Raw genomic sequence first — 21,008 nt, 5'->3', positions numbered from 1 at the left:
CGTAATCGCCATCCAATTCTTAGTCATGAATCTGGAGAAGCGACTTCGGAGTCTCTTTTTCGTTTTTTTCACCCTTTTTCGATTTAACACATTGCGCTTTATAAATTGAGTTGTTCAGCAAGCCCTAGTTAGAAGGAGAACGTCATGGGTGTATATGAAGAGGTGATCAAGGGGGCTCAGCAGCTGCTGCTGAACTTGCCGGATCCGATGTATATCATGGATCTGAACGGGCGATACCTTTGGGGCAACACGGCCATGGAGATCCAATACGGTCAGAGGATGGTTCCCCCGGTGGCTGCGAACCATAAAATAGAGATTAAAAATGCAGGCGGAAAGATCGTTGCATACACTTTGGTCGTCAAGGAAGAAACCGAGCGAGAGGAACGATACAGGATTATTACCGAAAATACATCGGATACGATCGTATTGGTGGATCATCAAGCCATTGTCCACTTCGTTTCTCCCTCCATACTTTCTTTAACGGGTTACCATGTACATGAATACCAGGGGATGGATGCCTTTAATATCCTCCATCCAGAGGATATAGAACGAGTTAGGCTGGCTCATAAGAACGCCATAACATTCAAGCAATCGACTCAACTTGAGTACCGGCTATTCCATAAGTCAGGGTATCTAATTTATATAGAGGCAAGTGTTAGGACGGTATTGGACGATAACGGAGAGGTCAAGTACGTGGTGGCCGTGGCGAGAGAAATATCCGAGCGTAAGGAAGCAGAACAGCTCTTAGAGAATATTCTGGATAGTGTCAACGCAGCGGTATGGTCAACAGATAAGAATTTCACCCGGTACTCGTTTTGCTCGGATAGTATCGAGGCTATTTCGGGCATCCCCCGGAGAGAGATCATGAACAATCCGATCCGACTTCATGACCATATTCACCCGGATGATAACGAGTTGCTTATGGGGGAGATCAAAAGAAAGCTGGACGAGGGCATTTCCATTCGCCAGCCTATTCGTTACATCCATGTCGAAGGAGAAACCAGGTGGGGAGAATTGACCATCCAGCCGTGGAAAAATCAAATGGGTGACGTAGAACGATTGGATGGTTTACTGCTTGATATTACGGAGAAAAAACGTTCTGAGCTGGCTCTGGAGGAAAGCGAGCAGCGATATAAGTCTTTATTTGAAAACAATTTGGACGGTGTTTTTTCCATCGAACTGCAAAATTTTTATTTTGTAAATGCGAACCGGTCGTTTGAACATATGATCGGCGCCGAGCTATCCCAGCTGGAGGGACGCTGCCTACTGGGGACGATCTATGATGAGGATCATCCTCAGGTCTACGAAGCTATACTTGGGGTGATGCAGAACGGCGATCCGCGGGATATGGAATGTCGTCTTTTAAGCTGTAATGGGGAGCGAATTGCGAATATTACTTTTGTGCCCATCTATTTATCCGGCAGCTTGAACGGCATTCATGGCATTGTCAAGGATATCACACGGCGAAAGCTCGATGAAAGAGAGCTTATCCAAAGTGAAGAGCGATATAAATTTCTGCAGCAAAGCTTGAATGGACTATCGAATGATCTGGCGAATGTGATGAAAGTATCGGATCTTGAGCATCGACTCCTCAAGGAGGTGCGAGCCGTTCTGAGGGTGAGTGACGCTCAAATTGTGGAGGTTCCGTCTGGGCAAGAGGCAGCAACCATGAGCGAGGAAGATACATGGATTCCGATAGGCCAGAAGAAGCACCCCGTTTATTTGAAGATTGTTGCCAGACATACTTTTCTCCCGATTGAGGAGCAGTGGCTGGAGACCGCTGTGCATTATGTGACCCTGCTTTACGATAACCTTGGTTTAATTGAAGATCTAATGAATCGGCTGGAGGATCTGGTCACGACGAGCCAGACGCCGAAGTGGATGCTCCGACTATTGTTTAAATTGTCAGAGAAAGAGCGGTTTGCCTTATCGAGCGATTTACATGATTCCGTCCTCCAGGATTTAATCATCTGGTACCGCAAGCTGGAATCTCTACGATCTGACGGTGTGTTTGGTACGGAGGCACAGGGGGAACTGAGGCAGATCGAGGAGGGGCTTCTCGATGCGATCCATCAAATCAGGATCACATGCAACGAGCTTCGTCCCCCCTTTCTTCTGAAGATGGGATTGGTCGAATCACTCAAAAGTTTATTCGAATATACGAGGATGTTTGCCAATTACGAAATTGAATTCAATGCTGAGCAGCAAGTAGAAGAACTTGGTGAAGAACAGATACTAGGCATATACCGTATTGTTCAAGAGCTGCTCAATAACGCGTCCAAACATTCGAAAGCGACGAAGGTGACGATGTCTTTGACCGAAAGCGAGGATCTTGTACACTTTACTTATTCTGACGATGGGGTTGGTATGGACTTCAATGTGTTCGACGGTTCCTTTCAGCATATGGGACTTGCGGGTATGGAGAAACGGGTGATCAGTCTGGAAGGTACAATTGAATTTCAGTCAGCACCGCAGCAAGGTGTTCAGGTAACGGTTTCTTTTCCAAAAAAATTAGCTTATAGGTGAGGAATATGGAAATATTATTGGTTGATGATCATCGTTCTGTAGTGGAAGGGACGAAGATGTTGATAGAATCCGAGCCTGGATTGAACGTTACGATCGAAACGGATGTATATTGTGTTCCTGATATTGTACGACTTAAGAAGTTTGATGTTATGCTCTTTGACCTTTATATGCCTAGTATGAATGGCGCTGATCTCGCGAGAAAAATTCTTGATTATGTGCCTGATGCGATAATCCTTATCTATTCAGGGTTCGAGATCGCGCCGCATTTTAATTTACTTATGGAATCGGGTGTATCAGGATTCATTGCCAAGACATCCACTCGGGAGCAGCTCATCCAGGCGATTCGTTGCGCTGCTAGGAAGGAAGCTATCGTTCCTATGTTTTTGCTGAAGCAGCTTAGACGGCAGGAGATCGTTGTGCAGGGGGAGAAAGAACGAGAGGAAACGACAATTACGCAGGAAGAGGATAAGCTTCTTCGAGAGCTAGCGAAAGGGAAGAGCAACAAGGAGATTTCTCAATCGCTGCTTATTAGCCAGCGTTCTCTCGAATACAGCCTGACGGAGCTCTTCCAGAAGCTTCAGGTAAGCTCGCGGGTTGAAGTGATTAAAAAAGCCAAGCGGCTGGGAATTTTACCGGCGGAGGACTTATATTAAAGTTGAGTGAAATGGCGTCGTTTGCGGCGCCATTTTTTTTGTATTTACCTTGCATCGGATGCGGGCGTAGAGATGCTTTTTGCGCGAAAAACGCAAAAATTTGCGCTGGAGAAGGGCATCGTTTGCGCGTTTGGAGGTTCGGATCGGGTATATGATGGTCTCATACCAATCAATTGGCAGGTGAACTGCCATATAGGAGGACGTCAATTCATGATCAAACTGGAGAACGTGTCCAAAGTGTATACGTTGGAAGCAGGCAGCTTCACGGCCTTGGAGTCTTGCAGCATTCAAATGAAAAAGGGAGAGTTCGTCGCCATCATGGGTCCTAGCGGCTCCGGCAAGAGTACGCTGCTGCAGCTTCTCGGAGGGCTTGATCTTCCTACTGCCGGAACGCTTACCATCGATGGGGTTCAGCTTAATAAGCTAAATGAGAAAGGGAGAACACTGTTCCGCCGCGAGAAGGTCGGCTTCGTTTTCCAGAACTATCAGCTTCTTCCCATGATGACGGTGGCTGAGAATATTGCCCTCGCCCTTGCAGCGAACAAAACATCTAAGGCCGAAACGGATGCTATAGTTACAAGGCTGCTGAGTGAAGTGAACCTTGAAGGAAAAGCAAACAGCTTCCCCGCTCAGCTTAGTGGCGGCCAACAGCAGCGTGTAGCCATCGCCAGAGCACTCGCTATGAAGCCAAGGCTAATCTTGGCCGATGAGCCTACGGGTAATTTGGACCGCAAGAACGGGGAGGATGTGCTTAAGCTGCTGTCTCGCCTGAGTCGAGAGGATCATATCACGATCGTCATGGTAACTCATGATCGGCACGCTGCAGCAGCTGCGGATCGCGTCATCATGCTCCAGGACGGAGAAGTCGTCCAATCCAGACATGAAGGAGTGGAACTGAAGTGAGCCTTTGGCACATTGCATGGCGCAATCTTATGCGCCGAAAGCTTCGGACGCTGCTGACCCTGCTGTCCATCATCATTGCCGTCGCCTCTACGTTTGCGGTTATTGCTTCCGTTGATACAGCTAAGCTGGCGTTCCCGCTATATCTGAAGGCAGCCTTTGGAAAGGCGGATTATTCGATTAATGGGACGGAAACTTATTTTGCGGAAACGCTGTACCATGAAGCGGAGAAGCTAACGAATACGTCACTTACTGCCACTTTATCGCAAAGTGTGAAGCTTCACTTAGAAAATAAAGATATTACGGCGATTCAGAAGAGAGTTGACTTGAAGGGCTACAGCCGCATGGATACGCCAATTACGAACTTTGCCATTGTTGAGGGAAGTCTAGCAGGAGACGGGGCAGTCATTACGGATCGTACGGCAAAGGTATGGAAGACAGGCGTTGGAGACAAGATTTCCTTTGAAACCGATCATGGTCTTAAGGAGCTCCCAGTTACAGCGGTCATCAAGTATACCGTTGAATTAATGGGGCCTTCCAGCTGGTCGATGGCCAAGTATCACCCGTGGACGGTCGCAGTACCGCTGCCCATCGTGCAGGAATGGTTCAATTTAAACGGCAAAATTGAGAGCATTCAATTGAAAGTTCTCCCTAATGAAGATACAGCAGCTGTGACCCAGCAGATCGATGGGTTGGCGAAGCGTTATGACAACATCTATATGCAGCCGGTCATTATGGATTTCGATACGCAGTTCAAAGATGCGGATACTTTTTTTCTAGCGTTGTATATTGCGGGCTTACTGGGTATCGCTCTAAGTGCCTTTGTTATCTTTAACTCGTTGTACGTCAGCATCAATGAGCGCAGGAAAGAGTTTGCTGCCATGAAGACGATCGGATATACGTCAGAGCAGATACGTACTTTCGTTCTTATGGAGGTGCTTTTGCTTGCCTCGGTAGGAACGGTCATCGGCTTGCTTATCGGGTTCGCGCTGGGGAATTTGCTGAAATTGGCCATATTCATGCTGTTCAGCGTTCATGAAGAAGGAGGAATGGTGCTATGGAAGGGGGTTAGCGTTTCAGTCCTGTCTGGCCTTTTGGTACCGATTCTCGCTTCGCTTTACCCGGTTCAACAGGCTGGCCGAGTTAGCGTGATTGCCGTACTGAAGGAGGTACGGGCAGAGAAGGCTTCTCTATCACCATGGCGGGGCATCCTAGGCGTGATGTTCATCCTCTCCGGATTCTTTATTAAACATTTGCTGGTGATTGTGCCGCTGCTAATCGGAGTTGCGCTTGTTTTCCCTTATTTGCTTAGACTTTGTATTAAAATCTTGCAGCCGGCTTACCGTTTCGTTTTCGGATTCACCGGTGAAGTTGCTGTACGCAATCTAACCAGGAACCTTAGCAGGACGTCGACGACTTCCGTTATCCTCTGTATGGGTATCGCGATGATTTTGCTAATGAGTTCGTTGAATTCCGCGCTTGTGCAGTCCTATGAGAAGGTGATCTATTCCTCATATGGCGGCCAACTGGATGTAATGTTTCACCATACGGAGAAAACGGACTTGGAAGAGCTCCAGCAGCTGGAAGGGGTAGCTGATGCTCAGACTTATGCCCTCCAAGCAGTGATATGGAATTTGGGCGGAGAAAAGCGCAAGCTCCCCGTGTTTGGCGTCGGCGAGGAATGGATCGACAAGTTCCCGCTGTTCACAACTAAGGGAGCCGCGCATAGCGAGTTGGTTAAACAGTTAGCTCATGACGAAATCATCATGGATAAGATTTCTTACGAGATATGGGGAGGCAGTGTTGGAGAGCAACTAACGCTGGAGACGCTGCAAGGAACGAAATCATTCAAAGTCGTTGCCGTTGTCGAGACGATGAAAAATAGCGGATATGGTGCTTTCCTAAAGATCAGCGATTTTCGTCATCATTTTGGGCTCAAATTTGAAAGAAATGCCTTAGTTCTGAAGGACCCAAATACCTCACCGCTGCAATTGAGAGAAACGATCTTCAACCAATTCGGCATAAGGATTGAGAAAATGTTCGGACCCGAAGATTTTGTGTCGGTTGTCGGCGCCAAGCTCACAGGCTCCTTCAGCGTCATTAACTTCCTAGTCGTATTGGCGATCCTGATCTCAGGGATGGGCATTACGAATACGCTGATGATGAACATTATGGAGCGGATCAGGGAGCTAGCTATGATGCGAGCGGTAGGAGTGACGCGAGGGCAACTGATCGGCATGATCATGCTGGAGGGTTTCGGGATGGGACTCACTGCGACAGCTATCGGTTGCGGGCTCGGTATCCTACTGATCTATCTAACTTCGACGTTTATGGAAGTGATCTCCTTGACTTACCAATTCGAAGTTTCCGGTCTCATCCTTTCCCTGGTCATCTTCTTCGGTCTTCTCATTAGCCTGATTTCCAGCTTTGCACCGGCTTCCAAGGCTGCCAAAATCCATTTAAGCGAGGCATTGCGCTATGAATAAACGGATCTTTTGTATACTGCTGCTTACCTTGTTAGTATCAGCTTGCGGTTCCAAACCGGCATGGGATACAGAGCAAGCGCCTGCGGCTAGCCAAAGTCAACGGCTCGCGGAGGAAAACGTGATGGTGTCCTGGAGCTTGTCAGACGCGGCATCCTTGGATGCAAACCTAAGGAAGAGAATTCGGCTAGAGGTGAAGAAGGCTGATGGTAATCCTGTCGAAGGGTTCCGGCTCAATCACGAGAAGCTGCTGCATCTGATCGTGATCAGCAGAGACCTTTCAACCTTCAGCCACATCCACCCTGAGCATAAGGGAAACGGCGTATTCGAGATAGAGAACTCCTTTCCAGCGGGCGGAGACTACCGGGTCATTGCCGACTTCATACCGGAGAATGGCGACCCCATGGCCAAAATGGAGTGGATTCAAGTGGAAGGGAAGCAGGTTGAGACTCAACAGGTAGTACCTGATGAGGAACTTGCTCAGGTTATTGACGGTAAGAGGGTAGCCCTCGCTATGGAAGGGCTCACGGCCAGGAATCCAGTGAAGCTGACCTTTACTCTGACGGATGAAAACACCAATCAGGAGCTAGCGGACCTGGAGCCTTATTTGGGAGCCATCGGTCATGTGGTGATCTTGTCGGAGGACGGAGAACGTTATGTGCATGTTCATGCGGAAGAAGGGCAAGGTACAGGGCCGGATGCTGTCTTCGAAGCGACCTTTCCGCGCAGCGGAGTGTATAAAATCTGGGGGCAGTTCCAGAGGAATAAACAAGTGTTTACCGCTGGTTTTGTTGTGAAGGTACCGTAATCGGACCTATCCCTTACCATCCCTAACGAAAGATGTTCACAATGGGAAGCACTAAGAACAAATAAAGCCGACGGTTAGGAGAAATTGCGATGAAGAGATGGATGACTCGAATAATTATTTACTTATGTAGTTTCCTTGTTATTGTAGGTGGAGTGGGACTTTGGGGAATGAACAGTTCTCAGAAAAATTTTTGGAATGCTATACGCCAAGAACCGGTACCTTCTCTGGAAGGATTGGATAGGCCGAAGCACGACCCTACTAAACCAACTGTTGCAGTATTGCTGGGCAATGAAATAACAGAGGGGTTGGATTTCACCATACCCTATGAGATTTTCTCTAGGGCTGGAGAATTTAATGTATATGCTGTAGCAGCTGACCATAATGTTAAATCTCTATCAGGTGGAGTTGATGTACTACCACACTATTCGTTCAAGGAATTAGATGAGCTGCTGGGTAAAAGCCCCGATATTATAGCAATCCCTTATATAACCATGTATAAGAGCGGGTCATTTGAACCGCTGCGGCAATGGATTTTACAGCATTCAAGCACTATGATCTTAAGCATTTGCGCAGGGTCAGGCAACCTCGCCGATACTGGTCTATTGGACGGCAAGTCGGCTGCCACACATTGGCAAACTTATTCTGCCCTAGGCAGGCAATATCCCAATGTGAACTGGGTTAATGGTCAGCGTTATGTGATATCAGATCAGAATATGGTTACGTCAGCAGGCATATCATCGGGAATTGATGCGGTACTATACGTGATCTCACGAAAAGTAGGCGAACCGATGGCAGAAAAAATAGCCGAAGAGCTAAAGTATCCGTCCTATTCATTCGTGAAAAACCCTACGGTCATGCCATTCTACAAGGATTGGAGATTTTTCTCTACATACTTATTAAATAACGCTTTTCAATGGAACAAGAAAAAAATTGGAGCGCTCTTATATAATGGAATGGAAGAAATGGCGCTTGCTTCCGTGTTCGATATTTATTCAGACAGCGGAACAACGAAAGTCTTCTCGTTCTCTGAAACAGATGCTCCTATCGTTACGAAGCATGGCTTAAGATTGTTGCCCAGATACACTCCTTTTAATGCTCCTCATGTTGATAAAATGATCATACCAGGGACTCAAGCAAGATCCTTAGTTTCTAATCAACTGGAAGCCTGGAAAGGAAATAACATCAGTAAGGAGTTTCAGTTTGTTCACAGTGACTCTGTTGATAAATTTATATTCGAAGTGCAACTTGAAGATTTAGCCAAACAAGAAGATATGGCAACTGGCAGGCATGCGGTTAAGCGGCTTGAATATCGCGCCAATGATGTAGAGCTCGAAGGCAGACCTTTTTCTTATGAAACCTACTTAAATCTGTTTCTGACCATCATGATTGCCATAATGGCGGGAGCTTTCATTAATAAAAGAATGAAAGTGTAGACCATATTGAAGTCCGATTAATCCAAAAAGCTGTTATTCCTTATTGGGGGAATAGCGGCTTTTTTCGTTTTTATTCAGCGGACTTTCAGCTAATCTTAAGCTTTTCCAATGTAGTTTTAATCTAGGTCTGATTTAATAGGTACAGAGAACGAGGAGATCAGCATCAGTATCAGTAGCATATCGGGAGGTACGTAGCCTGTGAACAAGAAGAAGACGATTATGATTACGGTGGCTGCCCTGCTCGCCGCGGGAGCCGGAACGACGGTATATATCACCAAGGGAGCCAGCAAGCCGACGACAGGAGCTGTAGCTCAGCAGCAGACGGCCAAGGTGACCCGGGGCAATTTGCAAGCTACGATCACAGGCACTTCGCAGCTTGCGGCGGAGCAGCTTCAGATGATTACTCCGCCAAAGGAAGGAATGATCAAAACCATCAATCTGACCCGGAATCAACCCGTATCGCAGGGGGATCTGCTGCTCGAGCTGACGGATACCGCACTCGTCGAAAGGTTGGATAGCGCCGAGATATCGCTTGAGCAGTACCGTAAGGATCTGCAGGATCTGCAGGAGCAGCAAAGCTCGCTCAGGGTTAAGGCTCCGGTGGCCGGCAAGCTGATTTTATCGGCGAATATCAGCGAAGGCTCGAGCGTTTCCAAAACGACGAAGGTCGCTACCATCGCCGATACAAGCTCGCTTGTCGTCACGCTTCCCTTTATTCAGGAAGAAGTGGCGCAGCTGGCCAAGGGAGACACGATTCAACTGACGATTGACGGGTACCTGCTTTCCAAGTCCGGCGTGGTCGAGTCCATCTCGGCCGGAAGCAAGGCGGATGCCAAAGGAAATCGGCTAAGCGAGGTCAAAATCGCTATCGATAATGACGGGACGCTGGATGCCGAGCTAAGCGTTCAGGGATCGGTTGTGATCAACGGCCTTAAGGTAGAGTCTACAAGCCCCGAGAAGCTGCAATACAAATCCACAACCTCTGTTTTTGCCAATGTAACCGGCACGATCGGCAAACTGGATGTGACCGAATCTCTTAACGTCAAGGCAGGGGAGGCGCTCGCTACCATCGTCAACGATACGCTGGCCAAGGATATCGATAATAAGCAGAAACAGATTGAACAGCAAACCAAGACTATCCAGGACCTGAACGACCAGTTGTCCAATCTGAAGGTGTATGCTCCGTTCGATGGCGTGTTCTCGACGGATTTTGCGGATACCAAGACGAATGTGCTGTCGTCTTACCGTGTAGGCTCAACCATTAAAAGCGATGTGAAGCTTGGGGCAGTTGCCAGTCTGAACACCCTGCAGCTCGCGATCAGCGTCGATGAGCTTGACCTGCCAAACGTAAAGGTAGGACAGAAAGCGAGAGTCCGGGTCGATGCGATCTCGGGAAAAACCTACGAAGCCGAGGTTACTCAAGTCTCCACGGTAGGCACCACCTCCAATGGGGTTAGTACCTATAGCGTCATCCTCTCGATGAAAAGCAGCGAAGAGCTCAAATACGGCATGACGGCGAGCGCCGATATTATCGTAACGGACAAGAAGGGCGTATTGCTGCTGCCGACGCAAGCGGTACAATCGCGAGGCGGCAACAGCTCCGTTGCCGTTAAGAAAGCGGACGGCACGATTGAGCGCAAGAACATCAAGGTAGGCGTGAATAACAGCACGAATGTGGAGATTATCGAAGGGCTGGCCGAAGGCGACGAGGTTGTGCTCGGGGTTACGAGTCGCAGCAGCAATCTGTCCGAACAGCAGATCCAGCAGATGCGCAATCAGTTCCAGCAGGGAGCGGGCGGCGCGGGAGGCGGCAATGCCGGCTTCGGCGGTGGCGGATTCCCTGGCGGAGGCGCTCCAGGTGGAGGGGGCGGTGGCGGCGGAGGCGGTATGAGATAATGAGCCGGGGGTGAGGAAGCAAATGAGCTTGATCGAATTAAAGGACATTGTGAAGCAATTCAAGCGGGGAACCGAGGATTTGACCATCCTGCGCCGTGTATCCTTATCCGTGGAGAAAGGCGAATTTCTCGCTATCGTTGGACCGAGCGGATCGGGCAAATCGACTTTGATGAATACCATCGGCCTGCTCGACATGCCCACTTCGGGCTCCTATATACTGGATGGCGTCGTGACGGAGAAGCTGAAGGACGACCAGCTGGCCGAAGTGCGGAATAAAAAAATCGGGTTTATCTTTCAGCAGTTCAACCTTCTGCCGAGGCTGACGGCGATCGAAAATGTCGAGCTGCCGATGATCTATGCCGGGATCTCCAAGAAAGAGAGAAGGGAACGCGGCATGCGCATGCTGGAGACGCTCGGGATGGGCGGACGCTCCCATCACCGGCCGAGCGAGCTATCCGGTGGTCAGCAGCAGCGGGTAGCGATAGCCAGGGCGCTGGCTATCGGGCCGGCTATTCTGCTGGCGGACGAGCCGACAGGCGCGCTGGACTCGGCGACGGGCCAGGAAGTGCTGGAGCTGATGATCGAGCTGAATCAAGCGGGAAATACCATTGTACTCATTACACATGATCTACATATTGCCGAGCATGCCAAACGGGTCGTAACCATCCGTGACGGCGAGATCGTCAGCGACAAGCACAATAAGGTCCCGACCGAGCGCCAGGCGACGGAGGTAAGCGTATGAAAGCTTCCGAACTGATAGCGATGGCGCTTAAGACGGTCACGGCCAGCTGGATGCGGACGCTTCTGACTATGCTGGGCGTGATCATCGGGGTGGCTTCCGTCGTCACTCTGGTATCGATCGGACGCGGCACGACCGCTGCGATCGAGAAGCAATACGAGAATCTTGGGACGAATCTGATCACCGTCAACATCCTCGGACAAGGACGCGCCAACAGCCTTGATTATGAAGACGTGATGCTGTTCGAGGAATTTCCCGAATTCAATTATTTGGCTCCTGCCGTCAGTGCGGGCAATGTCAATGTCAAATATGACCGGACACAGGATACGTATACGATACTTGGCACCAATGACCGCTACTTCTCGATTACGAAAACCGAGTTGGCCAAAGGAAGGCTGATGTCCGAATCCGATATCAGCTTCCGCACGAACGTGGCCGTACTGGGCAGCACGGTGGCGACCGAGCTGTTCGAGTCTGCGGATCCGATAGGCAAAACGATCAATATTAAAGGATATGAATTTATCGTCATCGGCGTTTTGAAGACCAAGGGCGCTACGATGGGCATGTCGGTGGACGAATCGATCGTCGTCCCGTTATCAACCGCGCAGCGGCAGCTCGCGCTGGGCAACATCCGTACGACTTATATTGAGGCCAAGAGCAAAGAGCAAATGTCGCTGGCCCAAACGACCTTCTCCAACTACTTGACGACCACCTACAAAAGCTCGAACGGGTTCCGTATTCTGAACCAGGATTCCCTGGTCGAAGCGCGAACCGCTGCGACAAGCTCGCTGACCAGCCAGCTTGTCAGCGTAGCCTGCATCTCGCTGCTTGTCGGGGGGATCGGGATCATGAATATTATGCTCGTCACCGTCACTGAACGAACGCGTGAGATCGGCATCCGCAAGTCGATCGGCGCCAAGCGTCGGAACATCCTAATGCAGTTTCTGGTGGAGGCGGTTGTCATCAGCGGCTTGGGCGGTTTGATCGGCCTGATCCTGGGCGTAGGGATATCGCTTGCCTGGCCTTATCTGAATAAAACGCAAATGACGGTTATTTCTTGGGATATCAGCTTCTACGCTTTCCTGTTCTCGGTAGCTGTCGGTATCATCTTCGGCATCTACCCGGCGAACAAGGCATCCAAGCTGCGTCCGATCGATGCCCTACGCACCGATTAAGGTAGCCGCACTTTCGCAATGAGACACAAGGAGGTTTTCTACATTGAACAACGATCTGAATTACAGCGGGGACAAGCGCCGCATCAAATATCCGTTCATCGCCTGGCTGCTGACCATCGCTTGCCTGCTGTTGTACACGCTGTGTCCGAGCGTCTCCCATGCGGGCAAAGAGGGAGTTTTCGTGAACAACAGCGTATACTTTACGCTCGAAGAAGTCTCGCTGGCTAAGAGCTCGGACAGCCAGTCCATGCAGTTCCGCGTGATGCTGACCAACGGCGGGAGCTCTGCCATGGACTTCAACCATTACGGGGTGAAGGTTTCCGCTTCCGACGGCAGAAGCTACTATGCACAGCTCAGCGAGAAGGCAGAGGCGCTGGTAGCATCCCAGACCAGCCGTACGTTCGCCTTCGTGGCGAAGCTCGCTTCCGACTTGTCTGCGGATCAGCTGAGCGTAACGTTTTTCGACCGCAGCCGCAACCAGGCGGAGCTTGGTTCCTTATCGGTATCCAAGGCGATGTCCTTTCAGCAAAACGATCATCAATTCGTCTTTAACCTGGCAACGGTTGATGCAGCCTTGAGCGGCAGCACGTTCGTTTCGGTGCAGGCGGGCTCCGCGTTCGCCTATCCGGTGGACGGCAAGTGGAATGTAGCGCTGAATGCAACGGTGAAAGTATCAGGGACGAACAGCACATGGGATCCTACCGGTCTGAATTATGTCCTGAAGGACGAGCAGGGCCGAACGCTGGGACTTACAGCCGAAAAAACAGACGATACGAAGCTGGACGGCGCGGCAGTTGCCACTCTGCTGCTGACCGCCAAGCTTGACGCTCAGCCGGATCTTGACAAGTTATCGCTGGGCTTGGCTGTCAAGTCGACCGGTAAGGAGATTGGAACGATCGGTCTCCAGACGTTGTTCCAAAGGGTCAAGCTGGGAGAGAAGACCCCGCTGACCGGTCCCGGCAAGGAAGGCTTGACGCTCGAAGCTACGACAGCCGAGGAGGTTAATCAATCCGGCAAGAGGCTGGGTATTGTGAACGTCAAGCTTCATAACGGAAGCAGCCGTACCATCGCGAATCCCGTGCTTACCGCGTTGCTCGTATCGAAGGACCAGCAAAATTCTCTCGCTGCCGAAACGATCGTCAGTACCGATAAATACACGTCGGCCGGAAAGGAAGCTTCCTATCAATTCGTCGTGGAAATTCCAGACGAGCTGGTGTCAACGGGCTATGAGCTTTATATCTCAGAAAAAACATCGTCTGCTGGCGGCACCTCACCGGCAAGCACGAGTGCGACGACCGGCACAGGCACGTCCGGAGCGGCCGGCGCCGCGACTGGCGGTAATTCCTCGAGCAGCACGCTCAGTCTGCCGCTTGTTGCCTTGAACCTGGATAGCGGCTTGCAGTCTGGTGCAGACGGCGCGCCGGTAACGGATAGCGGACTTGGCGTTCCATTTGTATTCAAGACGGACAATCAGTCGGTGGATAAAAATCTCGAAGTCTCGCTTGTTGAAATTAATTCGCATTCGAACCCCGAAACGGGTTATCAGTCCGTGATTGCGAAATACAAATTCACCAATAAAGGCCAGGAAACGCTGAGTCTGCCGGAGCTGGCTACAGAGCTCTCGGACAGCAGCGGCAAAACCTACACGGGAACGAAGCAAACGACCGCGCTGAAGGAGCTTGTTCCCGAAGCCTCCTATGCTTACAGCTATTCGTACTTGCTGCCTCCCGGCGTCAAAGGGACCTTCAAGCTGAGTGTTCTGGAAGGCAACGGCTCGTCTACGCTGAAGCTTCCGATCGCGGCCAAGCAGGTGGAGATCAAGTCTGTGGACGGCGATAAGCCGGTGATTAACGAAACGACGCTGAAGCTGTACCCGTATGAGGTGGCCATCAACAGCTGGTCCTTAAACGGAACCTACAGCAACAACACGTGGGCCTATAAGCTGTCGCTGGATCTGAAGATCGCGAAGCAGCCTGACGTGATGGTCGACGATACGACGGGTTCGCTGGAATTCGAGCTTGTCGATCCTAGCGGCCGCGCGCTGGGCAGCAGCATCTACCCGCTGCAGGGCACCAATAAGCTGATCAATGATTGGCAGAACGTGACGCTGGCGGACGTCAATAACAATCAGTTCCAATACCCGCTCAGCATTCGCGTCTACGAGACGGTGCAAACGCCGAACGGCGCTGCGAAGCGCTTGCTCGTAACGCTGAAGCAGTAATTTCTTCCATAGCTATGCGGAAATATAAAGCCGTCTGGGCATTGTGTCCAGGCGGCTTTGTCTGTCCGGACGATATGAAGAAAGGACATGACGCAGGGCAGGCATCTATGATATGCTGAATGGAAAACCTAAGCCGGACGAGGCAGGTCGGTCAATCTGCACCCAACAAAACCCGGTTGAAGGAGGAAGGCCCTTTGAACGAAAATTTCATCCGGATCAAAGCGCTGGAGGGAGAGCTGAAGCTTTCTCACAAAAAAAGCGATTTTGGCTTGACGGTTTCGACTAAAGAACTGGTCTTTCAGAAGCCGCATGCGAATTATTATATCAGGCTGGAGGATATTATCAGCATCACGCCGTTCGAGTTGCCTGTCGGCTCCAAACCCATGCGCATCCGCCGCGAAAGCGCAGGAGCAAGCGAGACGGTGAGCATGCTGTCCGGGATGCAGCATTACCGGATCTATGCCAAGGAGGCGACGCTGCATAACCGCAGCGGCATCTTCAAGCTGAATACGGTGCAGTTCATTCTTCCCGTGTTGAGCGATTTGCTGCATGCGATTTCGCGTTATGGAGGCTTGGACGCCGTAACTTAGTTGTGAAGGACTTATAAATAGGCAAGGCAGGACAAGCTTCCGCGTAAGAAGGGGCTTGTTTTTGTTTGCTCTATTCTAAAAGCCTGTCCAATCCTTTTTATCAAGTTTATAATAGTTATATTTTTCATTATCAATCTCGATAATACTCTGAAAGCTAAAACCACATTTTTGTATTACCCTATTCGACGGAACGTTATTTAATAGAGCAATAGCACTAAGCACCTCAACGTTCGTACTTTCAAATAAATAATTTATCATTCCTTGTAAGGCTTGGGTTGTATATCCTTTACCTCTATGATCCTTAGAAATTGCATACATGATTTCTCTGTTTGGCGGTGGCAATTCGTCTTTAATTCCTGAACAACACCATCCGATAAATTCTCCTGTCTCTTTCAAGATAATTCCCAAACGAAGACGGATATCGCCAATGTCTTCACCTTTCGATACAGCATTGAAAAACCCCTTGTTCTCAGGGATTTCATAGTTGATTAACCAATCTTTCCGTTGATCTTTCGAAACGTTCCAACCTGGCGAATATTCATATACTTCAGGTTGCCAGGTGAGTAAATGAAAAGTATCTAAATCAGTATCTATGAATTCTCTTAGAATTACATCCTTACAGTCAATAGTAAAAGTGTTTTCTTCTGAAATGGAATGAGTGTTAGTGTCCATGATTATTACCCTCCATTCCCTGTACTACTGATAATAATAACTCTCAAAGAGAACCTATTGCGAGAGTAAAATCACTATAATTATTTTTTATTTATAGGTTGAACTTAAGATGGTAACAATCGGCTAGAATCTTCGTCGGCAAAATCCACCATGTGCGAACCTGCAGTTACTTTGGCATTTTTTCTACCTAGATTATGGCAGGCGTTATCCGGGTATATTTAGGAGATGGGAGAGAAGTGAGCGGATGCACGGAGGAGGAAAATAATGACCGCAAGAATGGCTGAACGAAAACAGGACCGCAGGGAAAATCGATCCATTCCGGACGATTCGAGACGAAATCTAGGGTCTGGCGTGCTCTTTGGTCTGGGATTAGTCGGCTTTATCGATGAAACGGTGTTTCATCAGCTTCTGCACTGGCATCATTTCTATGATAAATCCACATCGGATATAGGTCTACTCTCCGATGGCTTTTTTCATGCTTTCAGCTGGTTCGCGACGATCTGGGCCTTGTTTCTATTTGCCGAGCTTCGCGGGCGGAAAACGCTAGTCCTCAAGAGATGGTGGGGAGGCGTACTGCTGGGGGGCGGAGGATTTCAGCTGTACGACGGAACGATTCAACACAAGCTTATGCGCCTGCATCAAATTCGGTACGTGGAGCATGTGATCATCTACGATATCGTGTGGAACGTGATCGCTGTCGCGATGATCCTCGCCGGATACATGCTAATTCTTTACGCGCGGCAGGAGCTGTCTTCAGAACGGAGGAATTCCGCTCTATGAATCAAACGCATCTGCATGCATCCTCTCATGGGTTTGAGGAGCATTTTTATGTCGTTATGCTTCTTGGAGCTCTTAGCCTGCTTTTGTATGCATATGCGGCTATCCTGTCCAATCGCAGGTATTCGCCGTGGCCTCCGATCCGTTATTTCCTCTGGTTCGCTGGCAACCTGAGCGCCGTGGCTGCCTCAGCCGGTCCTTTGGCAGCGAAGGCTCATCTTGATTTCACCGCACATATGATCGGCCATCTGCTGCTAGGCATGCTGGCGCCGCTGCTTCTCGTGCTGGCTGCACCTATGACGCTGATGCTGCGAGTTCTGCCTTTGGGTGTGTCCCGCAGACTGGCCAGGTTCCATCGAAGCGCGCCGATTCGTGTTTTGTGCGATCCTGCAACAGCTTCTATACTTAACGTTGGGGGGCTGGTTGTACTCTACACGACTAGCCTGTATATGTGGATGCAGCAATCGGTGGCGCTGCATCTGTTGGTTCATGTCCATGTGTTTCTGGCCGGCTGTCTCTTCACGGTAGCCCTGATCGGCGTGGACCCGACGCCTCACCGGACAAGCCGAACGTATCGTGGCATCGTGCTAATCGTTTCCTTAGCCGCTCACGGTCTGTTGTCCAAGTACATCTATGCTCATCCTCCTGCGGGTGTGCCGGCCGCGCAGGCGGAGACAGGAGGCATGGTCATGTATTATGGGGGCGACGTTATCGACGCCGTACTCATTTTTATGTTCTTCTATCAAGGCTACAAGTCCGGCCGAGCCTGGAAAGCCCAAAGAACCGTCCGGACTACGGACGGTTCTCGGTGCAGAAGCGAAGGCAGGAGCTAAGACTCATTGGACAGCTTCAAGATCTCGATCACTTTAAAGAACAAACTGAGCACGATAGCCAGCACAGTAGCAAGCGCCATGCCTTTCATGGAGAAGCTGCCGATCGTCAGGCTCATCCCGCTGACGCCGACGACCAGAACGATGCTGGTCAAGATCAGATTGGAGGTTTTGGCGTAATCGACTTTGGTTTCGACGAGCATCCGAATACCCGAGGAAGCGATGACGCCGAATAACAGCAGCGACACGCCGCCCATAACCGGTGTAGGGATGGTACTGATCAAGGCGGTCAGCTTGCCGAAGAACGACAGGAAGATGGCAAGCACTGCTGCGCCCCCGATCACCCAGACGGAATAGACCCGAGTGATCGCCAGGACACCGATATTTTCCCCATAGGTCGTATTCGGGGTGGAGCCGGTAAAGCCGGAGATGATCGTTGAGATCCCGTTGCCGAGCAAGGAACGGTCGAGTCCGGGGTCCTTGGATAGATTGCGGCCGACAATATTGCCTGTCACGATCAGGTGGCCGATATGCTCCGCGATGACGACAAGAGCAGCCGGGGCGATGATTGCGATGGCCGACCATTCGAACTGCGGCGTGTACCGGGTAGGCAGCTGCAGCAGCGAAGCTTCCGAGACCGTATCGAAGTTTACATAACCCATCCAATAGGCGAGGGCGTAACCGCCTACGATTCCGATAAGTATCGGAATAATTTTGAGGAATCCCCGAAACATCACGTTGCCGATGATAACAATGAGCAAGGTTGCGGTCGAGATCAGAATCGTATCGGGATTAATCGCCCAGTCCTCGCCAGCATCTGCAGGCTTGATGAAGCCGGCCATCTCGGCCGCGACCGGAACGAGCTCCAGGCCGATAACGGCGACGATAGCGCCCATGGCAGCCGGAGGGAATACCACATCGAGCCACCCGGTCCCCGAGGAGCGTATGATGAGGGCGACCACCGTGAAGATGATACCGGTGACGATAAAGCCGCCAAGCGCCGCCTCATAAGGCATTCCTGCCGCGAACACGGCGAATACCGGCGAGAGAAAGGCGAAGCTGGACCCGAGGTAGGCGGGAATTTTACCTTTGCATAGAAGCAGATACAAGAGTGTCCCGATCCCGTTCATCAGCAGGACGATGGCCGGGTCGATCTTGAACAGCACTGGGACCAGCACAGTCGATCCGAACATGGCGAACAGATGCTGCAAGCTAAGCGGGATACTTTGAAGCAGCGGCGGACGTTCCGCCACCTGAATTTCTCGATTTTGACTCAAACAGACGCACCCTTTCGACAAGTAGGTAAAGTACCGGAATTTATCATATCAAAATGCGACAAAAATGCTATATCTTTTTTCACTATTATCGACAATTTTCGTGTCCGGTATAGCAATAAATGACACCATATTGGTCAACAGCGTCTGTTGTTCGCCATGAGGTTACCATTTACGATGAGGGAATAAAGAAAACTGACTTAGATAGGAGCAGACCCATGCAGACGAAATGGTGGAAAGAAAGCGTTGTCTATCAAATTTATCCAAGAAGCTTTATGGACTCCAACGGTGACGGGATCGGAGATATCGGAGGTATTCGCTTAAAGCTGGACTATTTGAAGGAATTGGGGATCGATGTGATCTGGATCTGTCCGGTCTACGAATCTCCCAATGACGACAACGGGTACGACATCAGCGATTATTACCGGATCATGAAGGAATTCGGCACGATGGAGGATTTTGAGTTATTGCTCAAGGAAGCGCATGACAGAGGCATGCGGATCATTATGGATCTGGTGATCAATCATACATCGGACGAGCATCCGTGGTTCGTCGAATCCCGCAGCTCGCGGAATAATCCGAAGCGGGATTACTATATCTGGCGTCCGCCGGGCGCGAATGGAGCAGAGCCTAACAACTGGGAGTCGATCTTCGGCGGATCGGCCTGGCAGCTTGACGAGCAGACCGGCGAATACTATCTGCACCTGTTCTCGGTTAAGCAGCCCGACCTCAACTGGGAGTATGAGGAGGTCCGTCAGGAGCTGTACCGGATGGTGCGCTGGTGGCTGGACAAAGGGATCGACGGTTTTCGGATCGACGCCATTACGCATATCAAGAAAATCGCCGGCTTGCCCGATCTCCCGAACCCCGACTCGCGTACTTATGTCCCTTCGTGGGACGGTCATCGCAACCGGGAAGGCATTCTCGATTATTTGCGGGAGCTGAAGGAGGAGACGTTCGCCCGCTACGATATTATGACGGTCGGAGAAGCGAATGGCGTGGAGCTGGAGCAGGCCGAACAATTCGTCGGGCCGGATACGGGCGTGTTCGATATGATGTTCCAGTTCGAGCATATGGCCGTGGATCACGGTCCCGGAGGCAAATGGGAGTACAACCCGAATTGGAAGCTGTCCGACCTCAAGGCGATTTTGAGCCGGTGGCAGACCGGCCTGGAGAATCGGGGCTGGAATGCGCTGTACCTGGAAAATCATGATGCGCCGCGCTCCGTCTCCCGCTTCGCCGACGACGGGACGTTTCATAGCGAATCGGCAAAAATGCTGGCCGTCTGTTATATGCTGATGCAAGGAACGCCCTATATTTATCAGGGACAGGAAATCGGCATGACGAATGCCCCGTTCTCGGATATTCAAGATTACCGCGATGTGGAGATAATGAACTTCTATCGGGAGGCGAAGGCGGCAGGCTTATCCGATGAACATATTTTGCAGGCGGTGCATGCGCAAGGACGCGATAACAGCCGCACGCCGATGCAGTGGAGTGCCGATCTGCACGCGGGATTTTCGGAAGCGGAGCCATGGATGCGGACGAATCCCAATTACACGGCGATCCATGTCGAGGGGCAGCTGGCCGATCCGGAGTCGATCTTCCACTTCTATAAGAAGCTGATTGCCTTGCGCAAGTCAATACCGCTCGTTCTCACCGGCAGCTACGAGCTGCTGATGCCCGAGGACGAGAAGCACTTCGTCTACGTGCGGCGCGGCACGGAAGGCGTACTGCTTGTCGTCTGCAGCTTCTCGCCGGAAGCCACGGAACTGAGACTGCCGGAGGAGCTGACCGGCCGGGAGTCCCGTCTGCTGCTTACGAATTATTCGAACGGGCAAGCTGATGCAGAGGGGGACTGCTTAATCTCAATTCCCGAGGTTTGGACGCTGCGGCCCTATGAGACAGGCGTTTATTTGTTCGATCCGAAGTAAAAGGATGAATGGTTAGCTGCTAACGGATTTTTAGTTGTTTTAACTCTGGAAGAATACTTGCTATAATGAGGTTGGCTGTTATTCATAAGGAGGAGAT

At 50.6% G+C, this 21,008-nt stretch carries 16 protein-coding genes; 14 read left to right on the top strand and 2 right to left on the bottom strand.

Annotated elements, in window-relative coordinates:
• Positions 1-144: 144 nt before the first annotated feature.
• The 11 genes from GSF01_RS24785 to GSF01_RS24735 all read left to right on the top strand — a co-directional run bounded on the left by GSF01_RS24785 (position 145) and on the right by GSF01_RS24735 (position 15,424).
• On the top strand, positions 145-2,526 hold the full coding sequence (locus GSF01_RS24785; protein ID WP_235941721.1) for a sensor histidine kinase: 2,382 nt from the start codon (positions 145-147) through the stop codon (positions 2,524-2,526).
• A gap of 5 nt (positions 2,527-2,531) precedes the next feature.
• Entirely contained in the window at positions 2,532-3,179 is a 648-nt protein-coding gene (locus GSF01_RS24780; RefSeq protein WP_159887954.1) for a response regulator transcription factor, read from the top strand.
• Positions 3,180-3,389: 210 nt separating this feature from the next.
• Entirely contained in the window at positions 3,390-4,082 is a 693-nt protein-coding gene (locus GSF01_RS24775; protein WP_159887953.1) for an ABC transporter ATP-binding protein, read from the top strand.
• Positions 4,079-6,565, top strand: a complete 2,487-nt coding sequence (locus GSF01_RS24770) for an FtsX-like permease family protein (RefSeq protein WP_159887952.1) — start codon at positions 4,079-4,081, stop codon at positions 6,563-6,565. The genes GSF01_RS24775 and GSF01_RS24770 overlap by 4 nt, the downstream gene beginning before the upstream one ends.
• A complete protein-coding gene (locus GSF01_RS24765) occupies positions 6,558-7,370 on the top strand; it encodes a hypothetical protein (protein WP_159887951.1) in 813 nt (270 codons plus the stop codon). The genes GSF01_RS24770 and GSF01_RS24765 overlap by 8 nt, the downstream gene beginning before the upstream one ends.
• An 89-nt stretch (positions 7,371-7,459) precedes the next feature.
• The gene (locus tag GSF01_RS24760) at positions 7,460-8,803 is read left to right on the top strand and encodes a DJ-1/PfpI family protein (protein WP_159887950.1); all 1,344 of its coding nucleotides are present in this window, start codon (positions 7,460-7,462) and stop codon (positions 8,801-8,803) included.
• 198 nt (positions 8,804-9,001) lie between these two features.
• Positions 9,002-10,699, top strand: a complete 1,698-nt coding sequence (locus GSF01_RS24755; RefSeq protein WP_159887949.1) for an efflux RND transporter periplasmic adaptor subunit — start codon at positions 9,002-9,004, stop codon at positions 10,697-10,699.
• Positions 10,700-10,721: 22 nt separating this feature from the next.
• Positions 10,722-11,441 (top strand): ABC transporter ATP-binding protein, encoded by a 720-nt coding sequence (locus tag GSF01_RS24750; RefSeq protein WP_159887948.1) that lies wholly within the window; start codon positions 10,722-10,724, stop codon positions 11,439-11,441.
• Complete coding sequence (locus GSF01_RS24745; protein WP_159887947.1) at positions 11,438-12,613, top strand: ABC transporter permease; 1,176 nt, start codon at positions 11,438-11,440, stop codon at positions 12,611-12,613. The genes GSF01_RS24750 and GSF01_RS24745 overlap by 4 nt, the downstream gene beginning before the upstream one ends.
• A 43-nt stretch (positions 12,614-12,656) precedes the next feature.
• Positions 12,657-14,834: a hypothetical protein gene (locus GSF01_RS24740; protein ID WP_159887946.1), complete on the top strand. Its 2,178-nt coding sequence runs from the start codon at positions 12,657-12,659 to the stop codon at positions 14,832-14,834.
• Between the two features lie 194 nt (positions 14,835-15,028).
• Complete coding sequence (locus tag GSF01_RS24735) at positions 15,029-15,424, top strand: hypothetical protein (RefSeq protein WP_159887945.1); 396 nt, start codon at positions 15,029-15,031, stop codon at positions 15,422-15,424.
• A gap of 75 nt (positions 15,425-15,499) precedes the next feature.
• Here GSF01_RS24735 and GSF01_RS24730 read toward each other — a convergent pair whose 3' ends face one another.
• Positions 15,500-16,096 (bottom strand): GNAT family N-acetyltransferase, encoded by a 597-nt coding sequence (locus tag GSF01_RS24730; RefSeq protein ID WP_159887944.1) that lies wholly within the window; start codon positions 16,094-16,096, stop codon positions 15,500-15,502.
• A gap of 276 nt (positions 16,097-16,372) precedes the next feature.
• On the opposite strand from GSF01_RS24730, the gene GSF01_RS24725 reads away from it, so the two are divergent.
• Together GSF01_RS24725 and GSF01_RS24720 are read left to right on the top strand one after the other, a co-directional pair.
• Positions 16,373-16,876 (top strand): DUF2243 domain-containing protein, encoded by a 504-nt coding sequence (locus GSF01_RS24725; RefSeq protein WP_235941723.1) that lies wholly within the window; start codon positions 16,373-16,375, stop codon positions 16,874-16,876.
• Positions 16,873-17,706, top strand: a complete 834-nt coding sequence (locus GSF01_RS24720) for a cytochrome c oxidase assembly protein (protein WP_159887942.1) — start codon at positions 16,873-16,875, stop codon at positions 17,704-17,706. Before GSF01_RS24725 ends, GSF01_RS24720 begins: the two co-directional genes overlap by 4 nt.
• Here GSF01_RS24720 and uraA read toward each other — a convergent pair.
• Positions 17,703-18,980, bottom strand: coding sequence for a uracil permease (gene uraA / locus GSF01_RS24715; protein WP_159887941.1), 1,278 nt, complete (start codon positions 18,978-18,980; stop codon positions 17,703-17,705). The two genes, GSF01_RS24720 and uraA, sit on opposite strands and share 4 nt — an antisense overlap.
• A gap of 215 nt (positions 18,981-19,195) precedes the next feature.
• On the opposite strand from uraA, the gene GSF01_RS24710 reads away from it, so the two are divergent.
• A complete protein-coding gene (locus GSF01_RS24710) occupies positions 19,196-20,911 on the top strand; it encodes a glycoside hydrolase family 13 protein (protein WP_159887940.1) in 1,716 nt (571 codons plus the stop codon).
• Positions 20,912-21,008: the final 97 nt, after the last annotated feature.

The sequence above is a fragment of the Paenibacillus puerhi genome (assembly GCF_009846885.1).
GTDB lineage: Bacteria > Bacillota > Bacilli > Paenibacillales > NBRC-103111 > Paenibacillus_G > Paenibacillus_G puerhi.
This window is presented reverse-complemented; position numbering and strand designations above follow the sequence as displayed.